Annotated in this window: 15 protein-coding genes; 8 read left to right on the top strand and 7 right to left on the bottom strand. The window is 72.2% G+C overall.

Annotation, left to right across the window (positions count from 1 at the left end; all coding sequences use genetic code 11):
* The first annotated feature begins 114 nt into the window (after positions 1-114).
* From nhaA to ACZ4NT_RS15320, 4 genes are all read left to right on the top strand, one after another.
* On the top strand, positions 115-1,569 hold the full coding sequence (nhaA, locus tag ACZ4NT_RS15335) for a Na+/H+ antiporter NhaA (RefSeq protein WP_467725657.1): 1,455 nt from the start codon (positions 115-117) through the stop codon (positions 1,567-1,569).
* 43 nt (positions 1,570-1,612) lie between these two features.
* A complete protein-coding gene (locus ACZ4NT_RS15330; RefSeq protein ID WP_121406354.1) occupies positions 1,613-2,101 on the top strand; it encodes a phage holin family protein in 489 nt (162 codons plus the stop codon).
* Positions 2,098-3,051, top strand: a complete 954-nt coding sequence (locus ACZ4NT_RS15325) for an alpha/beta fold hydrolase (RefSeq protein ID WP_121405220.1) — start codon at positions 2,098-2,100, stop codon at positions 3,049-3,051. The genes ACZ4NT_RS15330 and ACZ4NT_RS15325 overlap by 4 nt, the downstream gene beginning before the upstream one ends.
* 152 nt (positions 3,052-3,203) lie before the next feature.
* Positions 3,204-3,383 (top strand): hypothetical protein, encoded by a 180-nt coding sequence (locus tag ACZ4NT_RS15320; protein ID WP_121405219.1) that lies wholly within the window; start codon positions 3,204-3,206, stop codon positions 3,381-3,383.
* Positions 3,384-3,473: 90 nt separating this feature from the next.
* On the opposite strand, the gene ACZ4NT_RS15315 is transcribed toward ACZ4NT_RS15320, so the two are convergent.
* The 3 genes from ACZ4NT_RS15315 to nth all read right to left on the bottom strand — a co-directional run bounded on the left by ACZ4NT_RS15315 (position 3,474) and on the right by nth (position 6,556).
* On the bottom strand, positions 3,474-4,673 hold the full coding sequence (locus ACZ4NT_RS15315; RefSeq protein WP_121406353.1) for a MarP family serine protease: 1,200 nt from the start codon (positions 4,671-4,673) through the stop codon (positions 3,474-3,476).
* A gap of 13 nt (positions 4,674-4,686) precedes the next feature.
* The gene (locus ACZ4NT_RS15310; protein ID WP_467725653.1) at positions 4,687-5,436 is read right to left on the bottom strand and encodes an NUDIX hydrolase; all 750 of its coding nucleotides are present in this window, start codon (positions 5,434-5,436) and stop codon (positions 4,687-4,689) included.
* 61 nt (positions 5,437-5,497) lie between these two features.
* Positions 5,498-6,556, bottom strand: a complete 1,059-nt coding sequence (gene nth, locus ACZ4NT_RS15305; RefSeq protein ID WP_467725652.1) for an endonuclease III — start codon at positions 6,554-6,556, stop codon at positions 5,498-5,500.
* 335 nt (positions 6,557-6,891) lie between these two features.
* Between nth and ACZ4NT_RS15300 the strand changes: the two genes are divergently transcribed.
* Entirely contained in the window at positions 6,892-7,566 is a 675-nt protein-coding gene (locus tag ACZ4NT_RS15300; RefSeq protein WP_016642758.1) for a Crp/Fnr family transcriptional regulator, read from the top strand.
* A gap of 175 nt (positions 7,567-7,741) precedes the next feature.
* The gene (locus tag ACZ4NT_RS15295; RefSeq protein WP_121405218.1) at positions 7,742-8,545 is read left to right on the top strand and encodes a nucleotidyltransferase domain-containing protein; all 804 of its coding nucleotides are present in this window, start codon (positions 7,742-7,744) and stop codon (positions 8,543-8,545) included.
* Here ACZ4NT_RS15295 and ACZ4NT_RS15290 read toward each other — a convergent pair.
* The 4 genes from ACZ4NT_RS15290 to ACZ4NT_RS15275 all read right to left on the bottom strand — a co-directional run bounded on the left by ACZ4NT_RS15290 (position 8,542) and on the right by ACZ4NT_RS15275 (position 11,339).
* Positions 8,542-9,372, bottom strand: coding sequence for an MBL fold metallo-hydrolase (locus ACZ4NT_RS15290; protein WP_467725650.1), 831 nt, complete (start codon positions 9,370-9,372; stop codon positions 8,542-8,544). The genes ACZ4NT_RS15295 and ACZ4NT_RS15290 overlap by 4 nt on opposite strands.
* The gene (locus ACZ4NT_RS15285; RefSeq protein WP_121405216.1) at positions 9,369-10,238 is read right to left on the bottom strand and encodes an NUDIX domain-containing protein; all 870 of its coding nucleotides are present in this window, start codon (positions 10,236-10,238) and stop codon (positions 9,369-9,371) included. Before ACZ4NT_RS15285 ends, ACZ4NT_RS15290 begins: the two co-directional genes overlap by 4 nt.
* Positions 10,239-10,713: 475 nt before the next feature.
* A complete protein-coding gene (locus tag ACZ4NT_RS15280) occupies positions 10,714-11,181 on the bottom strand; it encodes a RidA family protein (RefSeq protein WP_121405215.1) in 468 nt (155 codons plus the stop codon).
* Positions 11,178-11,339: a DUF4177 domain-containing protein gene (locus ACZ4NT_RS15275; protein WP_010986011.1), complete on the bottom strand. Its 162-nt coding sequence runs from the start codon at positions 11,337-11,339 to the stop codon at positions 11,178-11,180. The genes ACZ4NT_RS15280 and ACZ4NT_RS15275 overlap by 4 nt, the downstream gene beginning before the upstream one ends.
* Before the next feature lie 72 nt (positions 11,340-11,411).
* Between ACZ4NT_RS15275 and bagA the strand changes: the two genes are divergently transcribed.
* Positions 11,412-12,389: an ATPase BagA gene (gene bagA, locus ACZ4NT_RS15270; protein WP_467725647.1), complete on the top strand. Its 978-nt coding sequence runs from the start codon at positions 11,412-11,414 to the stop codon at positions 12,387-12,389.
* Positions 12,386-13,831 (top strand): ATPase BagB, encoded by a 1,446-nt coding sequence (gene bagB, locus ACZ4NT_RS15265; RefSeq protein WP_121405213.1) that lies wholly within the window; start codon positions 12,386-12,388, stop codon positions 13,829-13,831. The genes bagA and bagB overlap by 4 nt, the downstream gene beginning before the upstream one ends.
* Positions 13,832-14,183: the final 352 nt, after the last annotated feature.

The following is a 14,183-nucleotide window of genomic DNA, read 5'->3' as shown; positions in this document are numbered from 1 at the left end:
AGCACCTTGGGTAGGCTGAAGAGCACGTCAACAACCGCATACGTGGACCCGAGGTGCGCCGGGAAGTCTGGTCGGCAAGTGCTCAGCCCTGCCCACCGACCGGAGGCCTCCCCCGTGACCGCGCCCAGCACCGCCACCCGCAAGTTCCTCGGCCGGCTCTCCCTGCCCGAACGGAACTTCGTCGCGAACGCGCTGCGCACCGAGACGGTCGGCGGCGTCCTCCTCCTGATCGCCGCGATCGCGGCACTGATCTGGGCGAACGTGCCCGCGCTGCACGACAGCTACGAGAGCGTCCGCGACTTCCATCTCGGTCCCGCCGCGCTCGGCCTGGATCTCTCCGTCGAACACTGGGCGGCCGACGGCCTGCTCGCCGTCTTCTTCTTCGTCGCCGGCATCGAACTCAAGCGCGAGCTGGTCGCGGGCGATCTGAAGGACCCGAAGGCCGCACTGCTGCCGGTCGTTGCCGCGGTCTGCGGCATGGCCGTCCCGGCTCTCGTCTACACCCTGGTCGTCGTCACCGGCGGAGGCTCCCTGCAGGGCTGGGCCGTGCCGACCGCGACCGACATCGCCTTCGCGCTCGCCGTCCTCGCCGTCATCGGCACGTCCCTGCCGTCCGCTCTCCGCGCCTTCCTGCTGACGCTCGCCGTCGTCGACGACCTCTTCGCCATCCTGATCATCGCGGTCTTCTTCACCGACCAGCTGAACTTCCCGGCGCTCGGCGGCGCCGTCGCCGGCCTCGCCCTCTTCTGGCTGCTGCTGCGCAAGGAGGTGCACGGCTGGTACGTGTACGTGCCGCTCGCCCTCGTCATCTGGGGGCTGATGTACAACAGCGGCATCCACGCCACCATCGCCGGCGTCGCGATGGGCCTGATGCTGCGCTGCCACCGCCGCGAGGACGCGGGCCCCCACGGGCAGCCGGAGGAGCAGTCCCCCGGCGAGCGCATCGAGCACCTCGTCCGCCCCGTGTCGGCGGGACTCGCCGTCCCGCTCTTCGCCCTGTTCAGCGCCGGCGTCGCGATCTCGGGCGGAGCACTGGGCGACGTCTTCACCCGGCCGGAGACGCTCGGCGTCGTCCTCGGCCTCGTCGTCGGCAAGGCGATCGGCATCTTCGGCGGCACCTGGCTGACGGCCCGCTTCACCCGGGCCTCCCTGAGCGAGGACCTGGCCTGGCCGGACGTTTTCGCCGTCGCCACCCTCGCCGGCATCGGCTTCACCGTCTCGCTGCTCATCGACGAACTCGCCTTCACCGACGACCCGGTGCTCGCCGACGAAGGCAAGGCGGCGGTCCTGGTCGGCTCGCTCATCGCGGCCGTGCTCGCCACGACGCTGCTGAAGATACGGAACGCCAAGTACCGCGCCCTGTGCGAGGCGGAGGACCGCGACGAGGACCTCGACGGCATCCCGGACATCTACGAACTCGACAACCCGGAGTACCACTTGCGCATGGCCGCCATCCACGAAGGGAAGGCGGCCGAGCACCGCAGGCTGGCCGCGGAGAAGGAGGCCGAGCGACGCGCGCTTGCCGAAGTGACGGGCGGGGCAGGCGAGGAGAACGCCGGTCCGGCATGATCTGACAGGACCGCACGATTACATGCAGAAGAGGGAGATCGCGATGAGCGCACCCGACGGCAGCCCGGTCGGCGCCGAACGCAGCATCGGCCAGCTGTTCGCCTCGGCGACGACCGAGATGTCCGCGCTGGTGCACGACGAGATCGCGCTGGCGAAGGCGCAGCTCAGGCAGGACGTCAAGCGCGGTGCGGTCAGCGGCGGAGCGTTCTCCGCGGCAGGCGCGGTGCTGATCTTCTCCCTGCCGATGCTGAGCTTCGCCCTGGCGTACGGCATCCGGACCTGGAGCGACTGGAACCTGGCCGTCTGCTTCCTGCTGTCCTTCGCAGCGAACGTGCTGGTCGCCGGGGTGCTCGCGCTGATCGGCACGGTCTTCGCGAAGAAGGCCAAGAAGAGCCAGGGCCCGCAGAAGGTCGCCGCCTCGATGAAGGAGTCGGCGGGCGTCCTGCAGAACGCCAAGCCGCACCCCCGCGAGGTGGCCGCGCAGCACCGTGTCCCGGAGGCCATCGAGGCTGTGGCACGCTCATCCTCATGACGGACCCCGCCACACCTTCGGCTCAGCCCGCCTCCTCGGTCGTACGCCTCGACGTGCCCGGCGGGAAGGAGCTCGTCCACCGGGACGTCGCGGCCAACGGCGCGCGCTTCCACATCGCGGAGCTGGGCGACGGGCCGCTGGTCCTGCTGCTGCACGGCTTCCCGCAGTTCTGGTGGGCCTGGCGCCATCAGATGGTGGCCCTCGCCGACGCGGGGTTCCGGGCGGTCGCCATGGACCTGCGGGGCGTCGGCGGCAGCGACCGCACCCCGCGGGGCTACGACCCGGCGAACCTCGCGCTCGACATCACCGGCGTCGTCCGTTCCCTGGGCGAGCCCGACGCCGCGCTGGTCGGTCACGACCTGGGCGGATACCTGGCGTGGACGGCGGCCGTGATGCGGCCGAAGCTCGTACGCAGGCTCGCGGTGTCCTCGATGCCCCACCCCCGGCGCTGGCGCTCGGCGATGCTCTCGGACGTCAAGCAGACGACCGCGGGTTCCTACATCTGGGGGTTTCAGCGGCCGTGGGTCCCCGAGCGCCAACTCGTCGCCGACGACGCCGCTCTGGTGGGCCGTCTGATCCGGGACTGGTCGGGACCGCGCCTTCCGGACGACGCCGCCGTGGAGACGTACCGGCGCGCCATGTGCATCCCGTCGACGGCGCACTGCGCGATCGAGCCGTACCGCTGGATGGTGCGCTCGATGGCCCGCCCCGACGGCATCCAGTTCAACCGGCGCATGAAGCGGCCGCTGCGGGTGCCGACGCTCCATCTGCACGGCTCGCTCGACCCGGTGATGCGCACGCGCAGTGCCGCGGGATCCGGGCAGTACGTCGAAGCCCCGTACCGCTGGCGGCTGTTCGACGGACTGGGGCACTTCCCGCACGAGGAGGACCCGGTGGCGTTCTCCACCGAGCTCATCAACTGGCTGAAGGATCCCGAACCCGACCGGTGACGCCTTTTCAGGGTCCGTTCGGTGACCGTTTGGACACGTTCGGCACCCACGGGTGAACGCTTGTCCTTCGAACAGCCAAATGCCTCGCGCATAGGCCAATTGGGGGTCCGGCGAGCGATTACCGACCATGAGGCCCGGGCAGACGTCGGGGTATGGGCTGGACGCACGACTACAGTGACGCAGCACGCACCCGTCGCTCGGCCATGAGCCTGAGCTCTCACCAGAGGGGTGCTCCGCAGCTGCCGGGCACGGACCTCAGGTTGGGGATCCCGCACATCCTGCGCCGCCGGGCCCGCTGGGTCTCGGCACGACTGCGCCACCCCCGCGGCTGACCGGCCGACCGGGCCTCACGACTCTCCGGCCCGGCCGACGGGGCGGCACCCGCCGACCCGCACGGCCGTCCCGCGCCGCGGCTGCTCGTGTCAGAGCGCGCAGCTGTCGCTGTCGACCTGCTGGTTGGCCGTACGCCCCTTGGTGACGTCCTCCCGGACCTCGTCCGCGGTGAGCGCGTAGCCGGTGTCGTCGTCGTCGAGGGACTTGGCGAACACCACGCCGTACACCTTGCCTTCGGGTGTCAGCAGCGGACCGCCGGAGTTGCCCTGCCGCACGATGGCGTACAGCGAGTAGACGTCGCGCCGGACCGTGCCGCGGTGGTAGATGTCCGGACCGTTGGCGGTGAGCCGGCCGCGCACCCGCGCGGGCTGCACGTTGTACGACCCGTTCTGCGGGAAGCCCGCGACGATCGCGCCGTCGTCCCTGGTCGCGTCCTTCGACGTGAACTGCAGGGCGGGCGCGCGCAGGTTCGGCACGTCCAGTACGGCGATGTCGCGCTCCCAGTCGTACAGGACGACCGTGGCGTCGTACTTGCGGCCCTCGCCGCCTATCTGGACGGTGGGCTCGTCGACCCCGCCGACCACGTGCGCGTTGGTCATCACGCGGCGCTGGCCGAAGACGAACCCGGTGCCTTCGAGGACCTTGCCGCAACTCTGCGCGGTGCCCATCACCTTGACGATGGACTTCTTCGCGCGGGCCGCCACCGGGCTCTTGGCGAGGGCCGGGTCGGGCGGCTGGACCTCGGTGATGGGCTCGTTCGCGAACGGGCTGAAGACCTGCGGGAAGCCGTTCTGCGCGAGGACCGAGGAGAAGTCGGCGAACCACGTGTCGGCCTGGGCGGGCAGCGCCCGCGAGACGCCGAGCAGCACCTTGGAGCTGCGCACTTCCTTGCCGAGCGTCGGCAGCGTCGTCCCGGCGAGGGCCGAGCCGATCAGCCAGGCCACGAGCAGCATCGCCACCACGTTGACGAGGGCGCCGCCCGTCGCGTCCAGGGCGCGGGCGGGGGACCAGGTGATGTACCGGCGCAGCTTGTTGCCGAGGTGGGTGGTGAGGGCCTGGCCGACGGAGGCACAGACGATGACGACGATGACCGCGACGACGGCGGCGGTCGTACTGACCTCGGAGTCCTCGGTCATGGCGCCCCAGATGACCGGGAGCAGGTAGACCGCGACGAGACCGCCGCCCAGGAAGCCGATCACCGACAGAATGCCGACGACGAAGCCCTGGCGGTAGCCCACGATCGCGAACCACACGGCGGCGACCAGCAACAGGATGTCCAGCACATTCACGGAGGCCACCCTGTCATGCGCGCCAGTCGAGAGGGACCTGCTTGTCGCGGTCCCAGGGCAGCTCCCAGCCCGCGAAGTGCAGGATCCTGTCGATGATGCCGGCGGTGAAGCCCCACACGAGGGCCGATTCGACCAGAAATGCCGGACCTCGGTGGCCGCTGGGGTGGACCGTCGTCGCCCGGTTGGCCGGGTCCGTGAGATCCGCCACGGGGACGGTGAAGACGCGGGCCGTCTCCGCCGGATCGACCGCGTCGACCGGGGTCGGACGGCGCCACCAGCCGAGCACCGGGGTCACCACGAAGCTGCTCACCGGAATGTAGAGCCGGGGCAGAACGCCGAAGAGCTGGACGCCGCTCGGGTCGAGACCGGTCTCCTCCTCGGCCTCACGGAGAGCGGCCCGCAGCGGCCCGTCGCCCTCGGGGTCGCCGTCCTCCGGGTCGAGGGCGCCGCCGGGGAAGGAGGGCTGGCCCGCGTGCGAGCGCAGCGAGCTCGCCCGCTCCATGAGCAGCAGCTCGGGGCCGCGCTCCCCCTCGCCGAACAGGATCAGGACGGCGGACTGGCGGCCCGCACCGTCGGCGGGCGGCAGGAAGCGGCTCAGCTGGCGCGGCTGCACCGTCTCCGCGGCGCGCGCCACGGGCCGCAGCCAGTCGGGCAGCCCGTCCGTGCTCAACGCGACCGCACCGGCGGAGACGCCGAGGCTCTGCTGCGCGCCATGGCCCTGGTGCGTGCCGTGGCCGTGGTGCGTGTGGCTCGCGTGCGTCATCGCCACCCCCGTTCTGCCGGTCTCAACGCGTGCGGGGCCGCGGATCGTTCCGCGCCGCACGTCATCCGTTGCCCAGCGGAGGTGCCGCGATGCCACCGGCGTCCAGGTAGGCCTGCGGGGGCTTGAGGCGCTGGCCCGGGAAGCCGCCCTTCTCGTACTTCAGGAGCTTCCCCGCCTTCTCGGGGTCCGTCTCGCCCTCCCCGTACGCCGGGCAGAGCGGGGCGATGGGGCAGGCGCCGCAGGCGGGTTTGCGGGCGTGGCAGATGCGGCGGCCGTGGAAGATCACGTGGTGCGAGAGCATCGTCCACTCGCTCTTCGGGAAGAGGGCGCCGACGGCCGCCTCGACCTTGTCCGGATCGGTCTCCTCCGTCCACTGCCAGCGGCGCACGAGCCGGCCGAAGTGGGTGTCCACGGTGATCCCGGGCCGCCCGAAGGCGTTGCCCAGCACCACGAAGGCGGTCTTGCGGCCCACTCCGGGCAGCTTGACCAGGTCTTCGAGGCGGTCGGGGACCTCGCCCCCGAAGTCGTCCCGCAGGGCCTTGGACAGCCCTATCACCGACCTGGTCTTGGCCCGGAAGAACCCGGTGGGGCGCAGGATCTCCTCGACCTCCTCCGGGTTGGCGGCGGCCAGGTCCTCGGGGGTGGGGTACTTGGCGAACAGCGCCGGGGTCGTCTGATTGACCCGCAGGTCGGTCGTCTGCGCGGACAGCACGGTGGCGATCACGAGCTGGAACGCGTTCTCGAAGTCCAGCTCCGGGTGCGCGTACGGATACACCTCGGCCAGCTCGCGGTTGATGCGGCGGGCCCGGCGGACGACGGCGGGGTCCGGCTTGGGCGGCTGCTGCGCGGAGTTCCTCGCCGCGGTCTTCGCGGCCTTCTTCGCCGGTGCCGCCTTCTTGGCGGGTGCGGCCTTCTTCACGGGCGCGGCCTGCTTCGCCGGTGTCGCCGTCCTGGTCGCCTTCTTGGCGGCGGCCTTCTTCGCGGGAGCCGCCTTCCCGGCAAGTGCCTTCTTCTTCGCGGGTGCGGGCGTCTTCTCGGCGGGCGCCGGCTTCTTCACGGTGGCCTTCGTCTTCTCGGCGGGCTTCGTCTTCTCGGCGGGTTCCTCGGGGGCGGCCTTCACCGGCGCCGAAGCTGCCGCTTTTGTCGGTTTGCTGGTTCCGTCCGTGGCCTGTTCGCCCACAGCGGAATCTCGACGTACAACCACCCGCCCAGCCCCCTTGGCCTGTGCTCTCACCGGCGATTTGGACACCCGGCCAGCCTAAAGCCCGGCACCGACATCCGCCCCGGACCCTGAAGATCGGCCCCCAATTGGCCCCCTGCCGCACTCCCCAGGGCGCCTGTGCGGCAGACTTGTGACTGATCACACTGTTTGGACCGCCCGGCAAAATGGGGAACACGGTCCCCTGGCACACGGGGGAGCAAGATCCCCTGAGCAGGTCGACAAGGAGAGAACTCGTGGACGACGTTCTGCGGCGCGCCCCGCTCTTCGCGGCGCTCGATGACGAGCAGGCCGCGGAGCTCCGCGCCTCCATGAGTGAGGTGACCCTCGCGCGCGGTGACGCTCTCTTCCACGAGGGCGACCCCGGGGACCGCCTGTACGTGGTGACCGAGGGCAAGGTGAAGCTCCACCGCACCTCCCCCGACGGCCGGGAGAACATGCTGGCCGTCCTGGGCCCCGGCGAGCTGATCGGCGAGCTGTCGCTGTTCGACCCGGGTCCGCGTACGGCCACGGCCAGCGCGCTCACCGAGGTCAAGCTGCTGGGCCTCGGCCACGGCGACCTCCAGCCCTGGCTGAACGCGCGTCCCGAGGTGGCCGCCGCCCTGCTGCGCGCCGTCGCCCGGCGCCTGCGCAAGACCAACGACCAGATGTCCGACCTGGTCTTCTCGGACGTGCCGGGCCGGGTCGCCCGCGCGCTCCTGGACCTCTCCCGCCGCTTCGGCGTGCAGTCGGAGGAGGGCATCCACGTCGTGCACGACCTGACGCAGGAGGAGCTGGCGCAGCTGGTCGGCGCCTCGCGCGAGACGGTCAACAAGGCCCTCGCCGACTTCGCCGGCCGCGGCTGGCTCCGCCTGGAGGCCCGTGCCGTGATCCTGCTGGACGTGGAGCGGCTCGCCAAGCGTTCGCGCTGACGCGTCCCTCGCCGTACGACGACGGGGCCCCGCCTTCCCAGGAGGCGGGGCCCCGTCGTCGTGAGGCGGAGGCGGGTGCGACCGGGGACGAGCCGTCGTGAGGGCAGAGGGGTCGGGCGCAGTGGTGGAGACGGCCGGAAACGGGCGGCGCAGAGGACTGGACGCCCAGGGGCACATGGAGCGCGAAGGATCCCTGGAGCGGATCCCGCCGGCGTTCCGGCCCCTCGTCGCCGCGGCGCGGGACCGGGTGACCGACGTCTTCGGGGCCCGCCTGCACAGCGCCTACCTCTACGGTTCGATTCCCCGCGGCACCGCGCGCGTGGGCCGCAGCGACCTGGACCTGCTGCTGGCCTTGCGCGAGGAGCCAACGGAGGACGACCGCGCGGACGCCCGGGCGCTGGACGAGGCCCTCGACGCGCGGTTCCCGCAGGTCGACGGCTCGGGGACGCTGCTCGTCGGCCGGGAGACCGTGCTGAGCGACCTGGAGAGGTACGACCTCGGCTGGTTCGTCGCCTGCCTCTGTACGCCCCTCCTGGGCGACGATCTGGCCCGGCATCTGCCCCGCTACCGTCCGGACTCGCGGCTGGCCCGCGAGACGAACGGCGACCTCGCGCTGGTGCTGCCGCGCTGGCGCGATCGGATCGGGGACGCGGCGGACACCGACGAGGCACGGCGGCCGCTGGTGCGCTTCATGTCACGCCGTCTCGTCCGCACCGCGTTCACGCTCGTCATGCCCCGCTGGAACGGCTGGACGAGCGACCTGCACGAGATGGCCGAAGCCTTCGGGCGGTACTACCCGCAGCGCGCCGCCGACCTCCGTACGGCGGCCGTCCTCGGATACTCCCCGACCGGTGACCCCGGGGTGCTGCGCTCGTACGTGGACGACCTCGGCCCGTGGCTCGCCGGGGAGTACGCGCGCGTGCACGGCGTCAAGGCTCCGCGGCCTGCCCCGAACGGCGGATCCGGGGCCACGCCCTAGATGAGGCCGTGCTCCTGGAGGTACTCCATCTGGGCCCGTACGGACAGCTCCGCCGCGGGCCACAGCGAGCGGTCCACGTCCGCGTACACGTGGGCCACCACCTCCTCCGGGGACCGGTAACCGTCCTCGACCGCCGTCTCGACCTGGGCGAGGCGGTGCGCGCGATGGGCGAGGTAGTACTCGACGACGCCCTGGGCGTCCTCCAGAACGGGTCCGTGGCCCGGCAGGACGATGTGGACGCCGTCGTCGACCGTCAGGGACCTCAGCCGCCGCAGCGAGTCGAGATAATCCCCCAGGCGGCCGTCGGGATGGGCCACCACGGTCGTCCCGCGCCCGAGGACGGTGTCCCCGGTCAGCACGGCCCGGTCGGCCGGGAGATGGAAGCACAGCGAGTCGCCGGTGTGCCCGGGCGTCGGCACGACCCGCAGCTCCAGACCTCCGACGGTGACGACGTCCCCGGGGGCGAGTCCCTCGTCGCCGAGCCGCAGCGCCGGGTCCAGGGCCCGCACCTTCGTGCCCGTCAGCTCCGCGAACCGTCCGGCGCCCTCCGCATGGTCCGGATGCCCGTGGGTGAGCAGGGTCAGCGCGACCCGTTTCCCCGCCCTCTCCGCCGTGTCGAGGACGCTCCGCAGATGGGCGTCGTCCAGCGGTCCCGGGTCGACGACGACCGCGAGCTCGGAGTCCGGCTCGGACAGGAGCCAGGTGTTGGTGCCGTCCAGGGTCATCGCGGACGCGTTGGGGGCCAGGACGTTGACGGCCCGCTCGGTGGCCGGGCCGGACACGACCCCGCCCCGCGGCCGGCCCGGAAGGGCTGCTGCGTCCGTCATGCGGGGGCTCCACCGGTCGGGATGTGTTTGGTGAACTCGTCGTGCCCCGGCCAGGAGAGGACCACTTCGTCGTTCTCCAGGCGGGCCTGCGCCAGGACGGGCGTCAGGTCGCGGGCCGGCGCGGCGGCGAGGGCCTCGGCGGCCGTGGCGTACGGCAGCAGCTGGCGGAGCGTCGCGATCGTGGGCGGCATCATCAGGAGCTCGCCCTTGTCGTAGCCCTCCGCCGCGTCCGCGGGCCTGATCCACACCGTGCGGTCGGCCTCCGTGGAGGCGTTGCGCGTGCGCTGCCCCTCCGGGAGCGCGGCGACGAAGAACCAGGTGTCGTAGCGGCGTGGTTCGAACTCGGGGGTGATCCAGCGGGTCCAGGCGCCGAGCAGGTCGGACCTCAGCACGAGCCCCCGGCGGTCCAGGAACTCGGCGAAGGAGAGGTCCCGGGCGACCAGCGCCGCACGGTCCGCCTCCCAGTCCTCCCCTGTCGTGTCGCCCACCACGGTGTCCGCGGTGGGCCCGGCGAGCAGGACGCCGGCCTCCTCGTACGTCTCCCGCACCGCCGCGCACACGACGGCCTGGGCGGTGCTCTCGTCGACCCCGAGACGGTCCGCCCACCACGCGCGCGTGGGGCCCGCCCAGCGGACGTGGTGCTCGTCGTCCCGGGGGTCCACCCCGCCGCCCGGATACGCGTACGCGCCTCCGGCGAAGGCCATGGACGCGCGTCGGCGCAGCATGTGCACCACGGGGGCGGCGTCGGTGTCCTTGAGCAGCATGACGGTGGCCGCCCGTCTCGGCGCGACCGGTGTGAGCGTGCCGTCCGCGAGCGCACGGATCCGCTCGGGCCACTCCGGGGGGTACCACTGCCCATTCGCCATGGCCGGAGGCTATCTCGTGGTGCGCTGATGTTCGAGAGGCGGCTGTCCGTGCCCGGGAGGGGCAAGGACGGAACAGCGTCCCCGGGGCGGTCCCGGTCGGCCACCCGCCCCGAGCGGGCTGTTCCGGACGGGGACCGGCCTCGGGGGCCGGGTCTCGGACAGATCGCGCATCGCCCGGGGGGCGTGTGCCGGACGGCTCGCCCGCCGCTCCGGGGACACGTCGCGGCGGCATCGCCCGCACCTCGGGGACGCGTCCCGGACGGAACTCCGGGGGACGCCTCGGGGGCGTGTCCAGGGCGGAACTCCGGGGGATCCCTCGGGGCGTGTTCCCCGGGCGCGACTCCGGGGGACGCCTCGGGGCGTGTTCAGGGTGGCTCGAAGGTGGCTCGAATGTTCCCCGAGGGCTGGTCTCGGACAGGTCGACCGCCCTCCCGGGGGTGCGTCTGGAACCGGACGCGTTCCCCCGGGTGGCCGCCTACGCCCCGGTCAGCTCCACCTGGATCTCGACCTCGACCGGCGCGTCCAGCGGCAGGACCGCCACGCCGACGGCGCTGCGGGCGTGCACGCCCTTGTCGCCGAGGACCTCGCCGAGCAGTTCGCTCGCGCCGTTCAGGACACCGGGCTGGCCGGTGAAGTCCGAGGCGGAGGCCACGAAGCCGACGACCTTCACGACACGCGCGATGCGGTCCAGGTCGCCCGCCACCGACTTGACCGCGGCGAGCGCGTTCAGGGCACACGTGCGGGCCAGGTCCTTGGCCTCCTCGGCCGTGACCTCCGCCCCCACCTTGCCGGTCACCGGGAGCTTGCCGTCCACCATCGGCAGCTGGCCGGCCGTGTAGACGTACACGCCCGACTGCACGGCCGGCTGGTACGCGGCCAGCGGCGGCACGACCGCCGGCAGGGTCAGGCCGAGGTCCCGGAGCCTGGACTCGACGACGCTCATGCCTGCCTCTCCCGCTTCAGATAGGCCACCAGCTGCTCGGGGTTGTTCGGCCCGGGCACGACCTGGACGAGCTCCCAGCCGTCCTCGCCCCAGGTGTCCAGAATCTGCTTCGTGGCATGGACGAGCAGCGGCACGGTTGCGTATTCCCACTTGGTCATGTGGCCGACTGTATCCGCTGTTATCCACAGCCTCCCGCGTAGCCCGGGCCTGGACTGGTTAGGCTCGAAGACGTGAGCAGGCTCCAGGTCGTCAGCGGCAAGGGCGGTACCGGCAAGACCACGGTAGCCGCCGCCCTCGCGCTCGCCCTCGCGACCGAGGGCAAGCGCGCCCTCCTCGTCGAGGTCGAGGGCAGACAGGGCATCGCGCAGCTCTTCGAAACCGAAGCGCTGCCCTATGAGGAGCGGAAGATCGCCGTCGCTCCCGGTGGTGGGGAGGTGTTCGCACTGGCCATCGACGCCGAGCTGGCCCTTCTGGACTACCTCCAGATGTTCTACAAACTCGGCGGCGCGGGACGCGCCCTCAAGAAGCTCGGCGCCATCGACTTCGCGACCACGGTCGCGCCCGGAGTGCGGGACGTCCTCCTCACGGGCAAGGCCTGCGAGGCCGTCCGGCGCAAGGACAAGAGCGGCCGGTTCGCCTACGACTACGTGGTGATGGACGCCCCGCCGACCGGACGCATCACCCGCTTCCTGAACGTGAACGACGAAGTGGCGGGCCTCGCCAAGATCGGCCCGATACACAATCAGGCGCAGGCCGTCATGCGCGTCCTGAAGTCCGCCGAGACGGCCGTCCACCTGGTGACGCTGCTGGAGGAGATGCCCGTCCAGGAGACCGTGGACGGCATCGCGGAACTGCGCGCGGCCGGGCTGCCGGTGGGGCGGCTCATCGTGAACATGGTGCGGCCCTCCGTCCTGGACGGAGCCGATCTGGCGTTCGCCGAGGTGACTCCCCGGAGCGCCATCGCGAAGTCCCTCTCCGCGGCCGGGCTCGGCGGCGCCCGTCGCGGCGGGCTCGCCGAGCGACTCGTGGACCCGCTCCTGCAGCAGGCCGCGGAGTACGCCGAGCGCCACACCCTGGAGCACGAACAGCGGGCGGTGCTGCGGGAGTCGGGCCTTCGCCTGCACGAACTCCCGCTGCTCGCCGAGGGCCTGGACCTGGCGGGCCTGTACGAACTGGCCAAGGAACTGCGTCAGCAAGGGATCTCATGAGTTCGGACCCGGCACGCGCCCAGGGCCACGGCCCCGCACACGATCCGGCCCGCGCGATCGACTCCGCGCGCCCGCTGGACGTCGATCCGCTGCTCGACGACCCCGGGACCCGCATCGTGGTGTGCTGCGGCTCGGGCGGCGTCGGCAAGACGACCACGGCCGCCGCGCTGGGGCTCCGCGCCGCCGAGCGGGGCCGCAAGGTGGTCGTGCTGACCATCGACCCGGCGCGCCGGCTCGCCCAGTCGATGGGTATCGACTCCCTCGACAACACCCCGCGCCGGGTGAAGGGCGTCGAGGGCGACGGCGAGCTGCACGCGATGATGCTCGACATGAAGCGCACCTTCGACGAGATCGTCGAGGCGCACGCGGACCGTGAGCGGTCGGCCGCGATCCTGAACAACCCCTTCTATCAATCGCTTTCGGCGGGCTTCGCGGGCACGCAGGAGTACATGGCGATGGAGAAGCTCGGGCAGCTGCGCTCCCGCGACGAGTGGGACCTCATCGTCGTCGACACCCCGCCCTCGCGCTCGGCGCTGGACTTCCTGGACGCGCCCAAGCGGCTGGGCTCGTTCCTGGACGGCAAGCTGATCCGGGTCCTGATGGCGCCGGCGAAGGTCGGCGGACGGGCGGGGATGAAGTTCCTGAACGTCGGGATGTCCATGATGACCGGCACCCTCGGCAAGCTGCTGGGCGGTCAGCTGCTCAAGGACATCCAGACGTTCGTGGCCGCCATGGACACGATGTTCGGGGGCTTTCGCACGCGCGCCGACGCCACGTTCAAGCTGCTGCAGGCGCCGGGGACGGCGTTCCTCGTGGTGGCGGCCCCCGAGCGGGACGCGTTGCGCGAGGCCGCGTACTTCGTGGAGCGGCTGGCCGCCGAGAACATGCCGCTGGCGGGCCTGGTCCTCAACCGGGTGCACGGCAGCGGCGCGGCCCAGCTGTCCGCCGAGCGGGCGCTCGCCGCCGCGGAGAATCTGGACCTCGCCGCGGCGGAGAACCGCGAGGCCGGGACCGGGGACGCGACCGCGGACGGCGGCGGTTCGGGGGCCGCGGAGAGCGATGGCTCGGAGGCCGGAGAAAATCTTGCGGACGCCCGCATTGTGGATCAGGGGGACGGGAAAGCTGGACTTCGTAACTCTCCCGACACGTACGGCAGTTCAGAATCCTCCGCCGATCCGACCCCCGCTTCCGCCGAAGGCTCCCCCGCCACGGACGGAGCCGTCGAACAGCTCACCGCAGGTCTGCTGAGGCTGCACGCCGAACGCATGCGGCTGCTCGCCCGGGAGCAGCGCACACGCAACCGCTTCACCGCGCGCCACCCCGAGGTGGCGGTGGCCGAAGTGGGCGCGCTGCCGGGCGACGTGCACGACCTCGCGGGGCTGCGCGACATCGGCGACCGACTCGCGGCCCACCGGCAGGAGCTGCCCGAAACCGACGTCTGAGCGCCCGAGGACCCGACCGACCCGCCGCCTGACCAGAGCCACGACCACCCGGCCCCCGACGGGAGCCACAAGCGCCCCGGATACCTGTCCACGCCGGGCGCCCCGGAGACGCGCCCCACGCCGAACCGGCGTCGGGCCCCGGTCTCAGTCGGCGCCGGCGCGCGGCCCCGATCCCAGTCGGCGCTGCGCCCGATGCCCCGGGCGCGGTCGGCTCCTCATCCGGCTCACCGGGACGAGGCGAACCGGCTTCGCCGGGACCGGGCCGCGGGCACGGCAGGCCACGGGCTCGACAGGCGCTGCACGTACGGCGCCTGTGCCCGAAGGCCCGTCAGACCCGCCGCCGCTGTCCCGA

This window comes from Streptomyces sp. NPDC026417 (genome assembly GCF_055567695.1).
This window is presented reverse-complemented; position numbering and strand designations above follow the sequence as displayed.

What these genes read in the sequence shown, in the direction of transcription:
- ACZ4NT_RS15330 (WP_121406354.1), top strand. Translation starts at nt 1,613, where the DNA reads ATGAGCGCACCCGACGGCAGCCCGGTCGGCGCCGAACGCAGCATCGGC.
- ACZ4NT_RS15325 (WP_121405220.1), top strand. Translation starts at nt 2,098, where the DNA reads ATGACGGACCCCGCCACACCTTCGGCTCAGCCCGCCTCCTCGGTCGTA.
- ACZ4NT_RS15320 (WP_121405219.1), top strand. Translation starts at nt 3,204, where the DNA reads ATGGGCTGGACGCACGACTACAGTGACGCAGCACGCACCCGTCGCTCG.
- ACZ4NT_RS15310 (WP_467725653.1), bottom strand. Translation starts at nt 5,436, where the DNA reads ATGACGCACGCGAGCCACACGCACCACGGCCACGGCACGCACCAGGGC.
- ACZ4NT_RS15295 (WP_121405218.1), top strand. Translation starts at nt 7,742, where the DNA reads ATGGAGCGCGAAGGATCCCTGGAGCGGATCCCGCCGGCGTTCCGGCCC.
- ACZ4NT_RS15290 (WP_467725650.1), bottom strand. Translation starts at nt 9,372, where the DNA reads ATGACGGACGCAGCAGCCCTTCCGGGCCGGCCGCGGGGCGGGGTCGTG.
- ACZ4NT_RS15285 (WP_121405216.1), bottom strand. Translation starts at nt 10,238, where the DNA reads ATGGCGAATGGGCAGTGGTACCCCCCGGAGTGGCCCGAGCGGATCCGT.
- ACZ4NT_RS15280 (WP_121405215.1), bottom strand. Translation starts at nt 11,181, where the DNA reads ATGAGCGTCGTCGAGTCCAGGCTCCGGGACCTCGGCCTGACCCTGCCG.
- ACZ4NT_RS15275 (WP_010986011.1), bottom strand. Translation starts at nt 11,339, where the DNA reads ATGACCAAGTGGGAATACGCAACCGTGCCGCTGCTCGTCCATGCCACG.
- bagB (WP_121405213.1), top strand. Translation starts at nt 12,386, where the DNA reads ATGAGTTCGGACCCGGCACGCGCCCAGGGCCACGGCCCCGCACACGAT.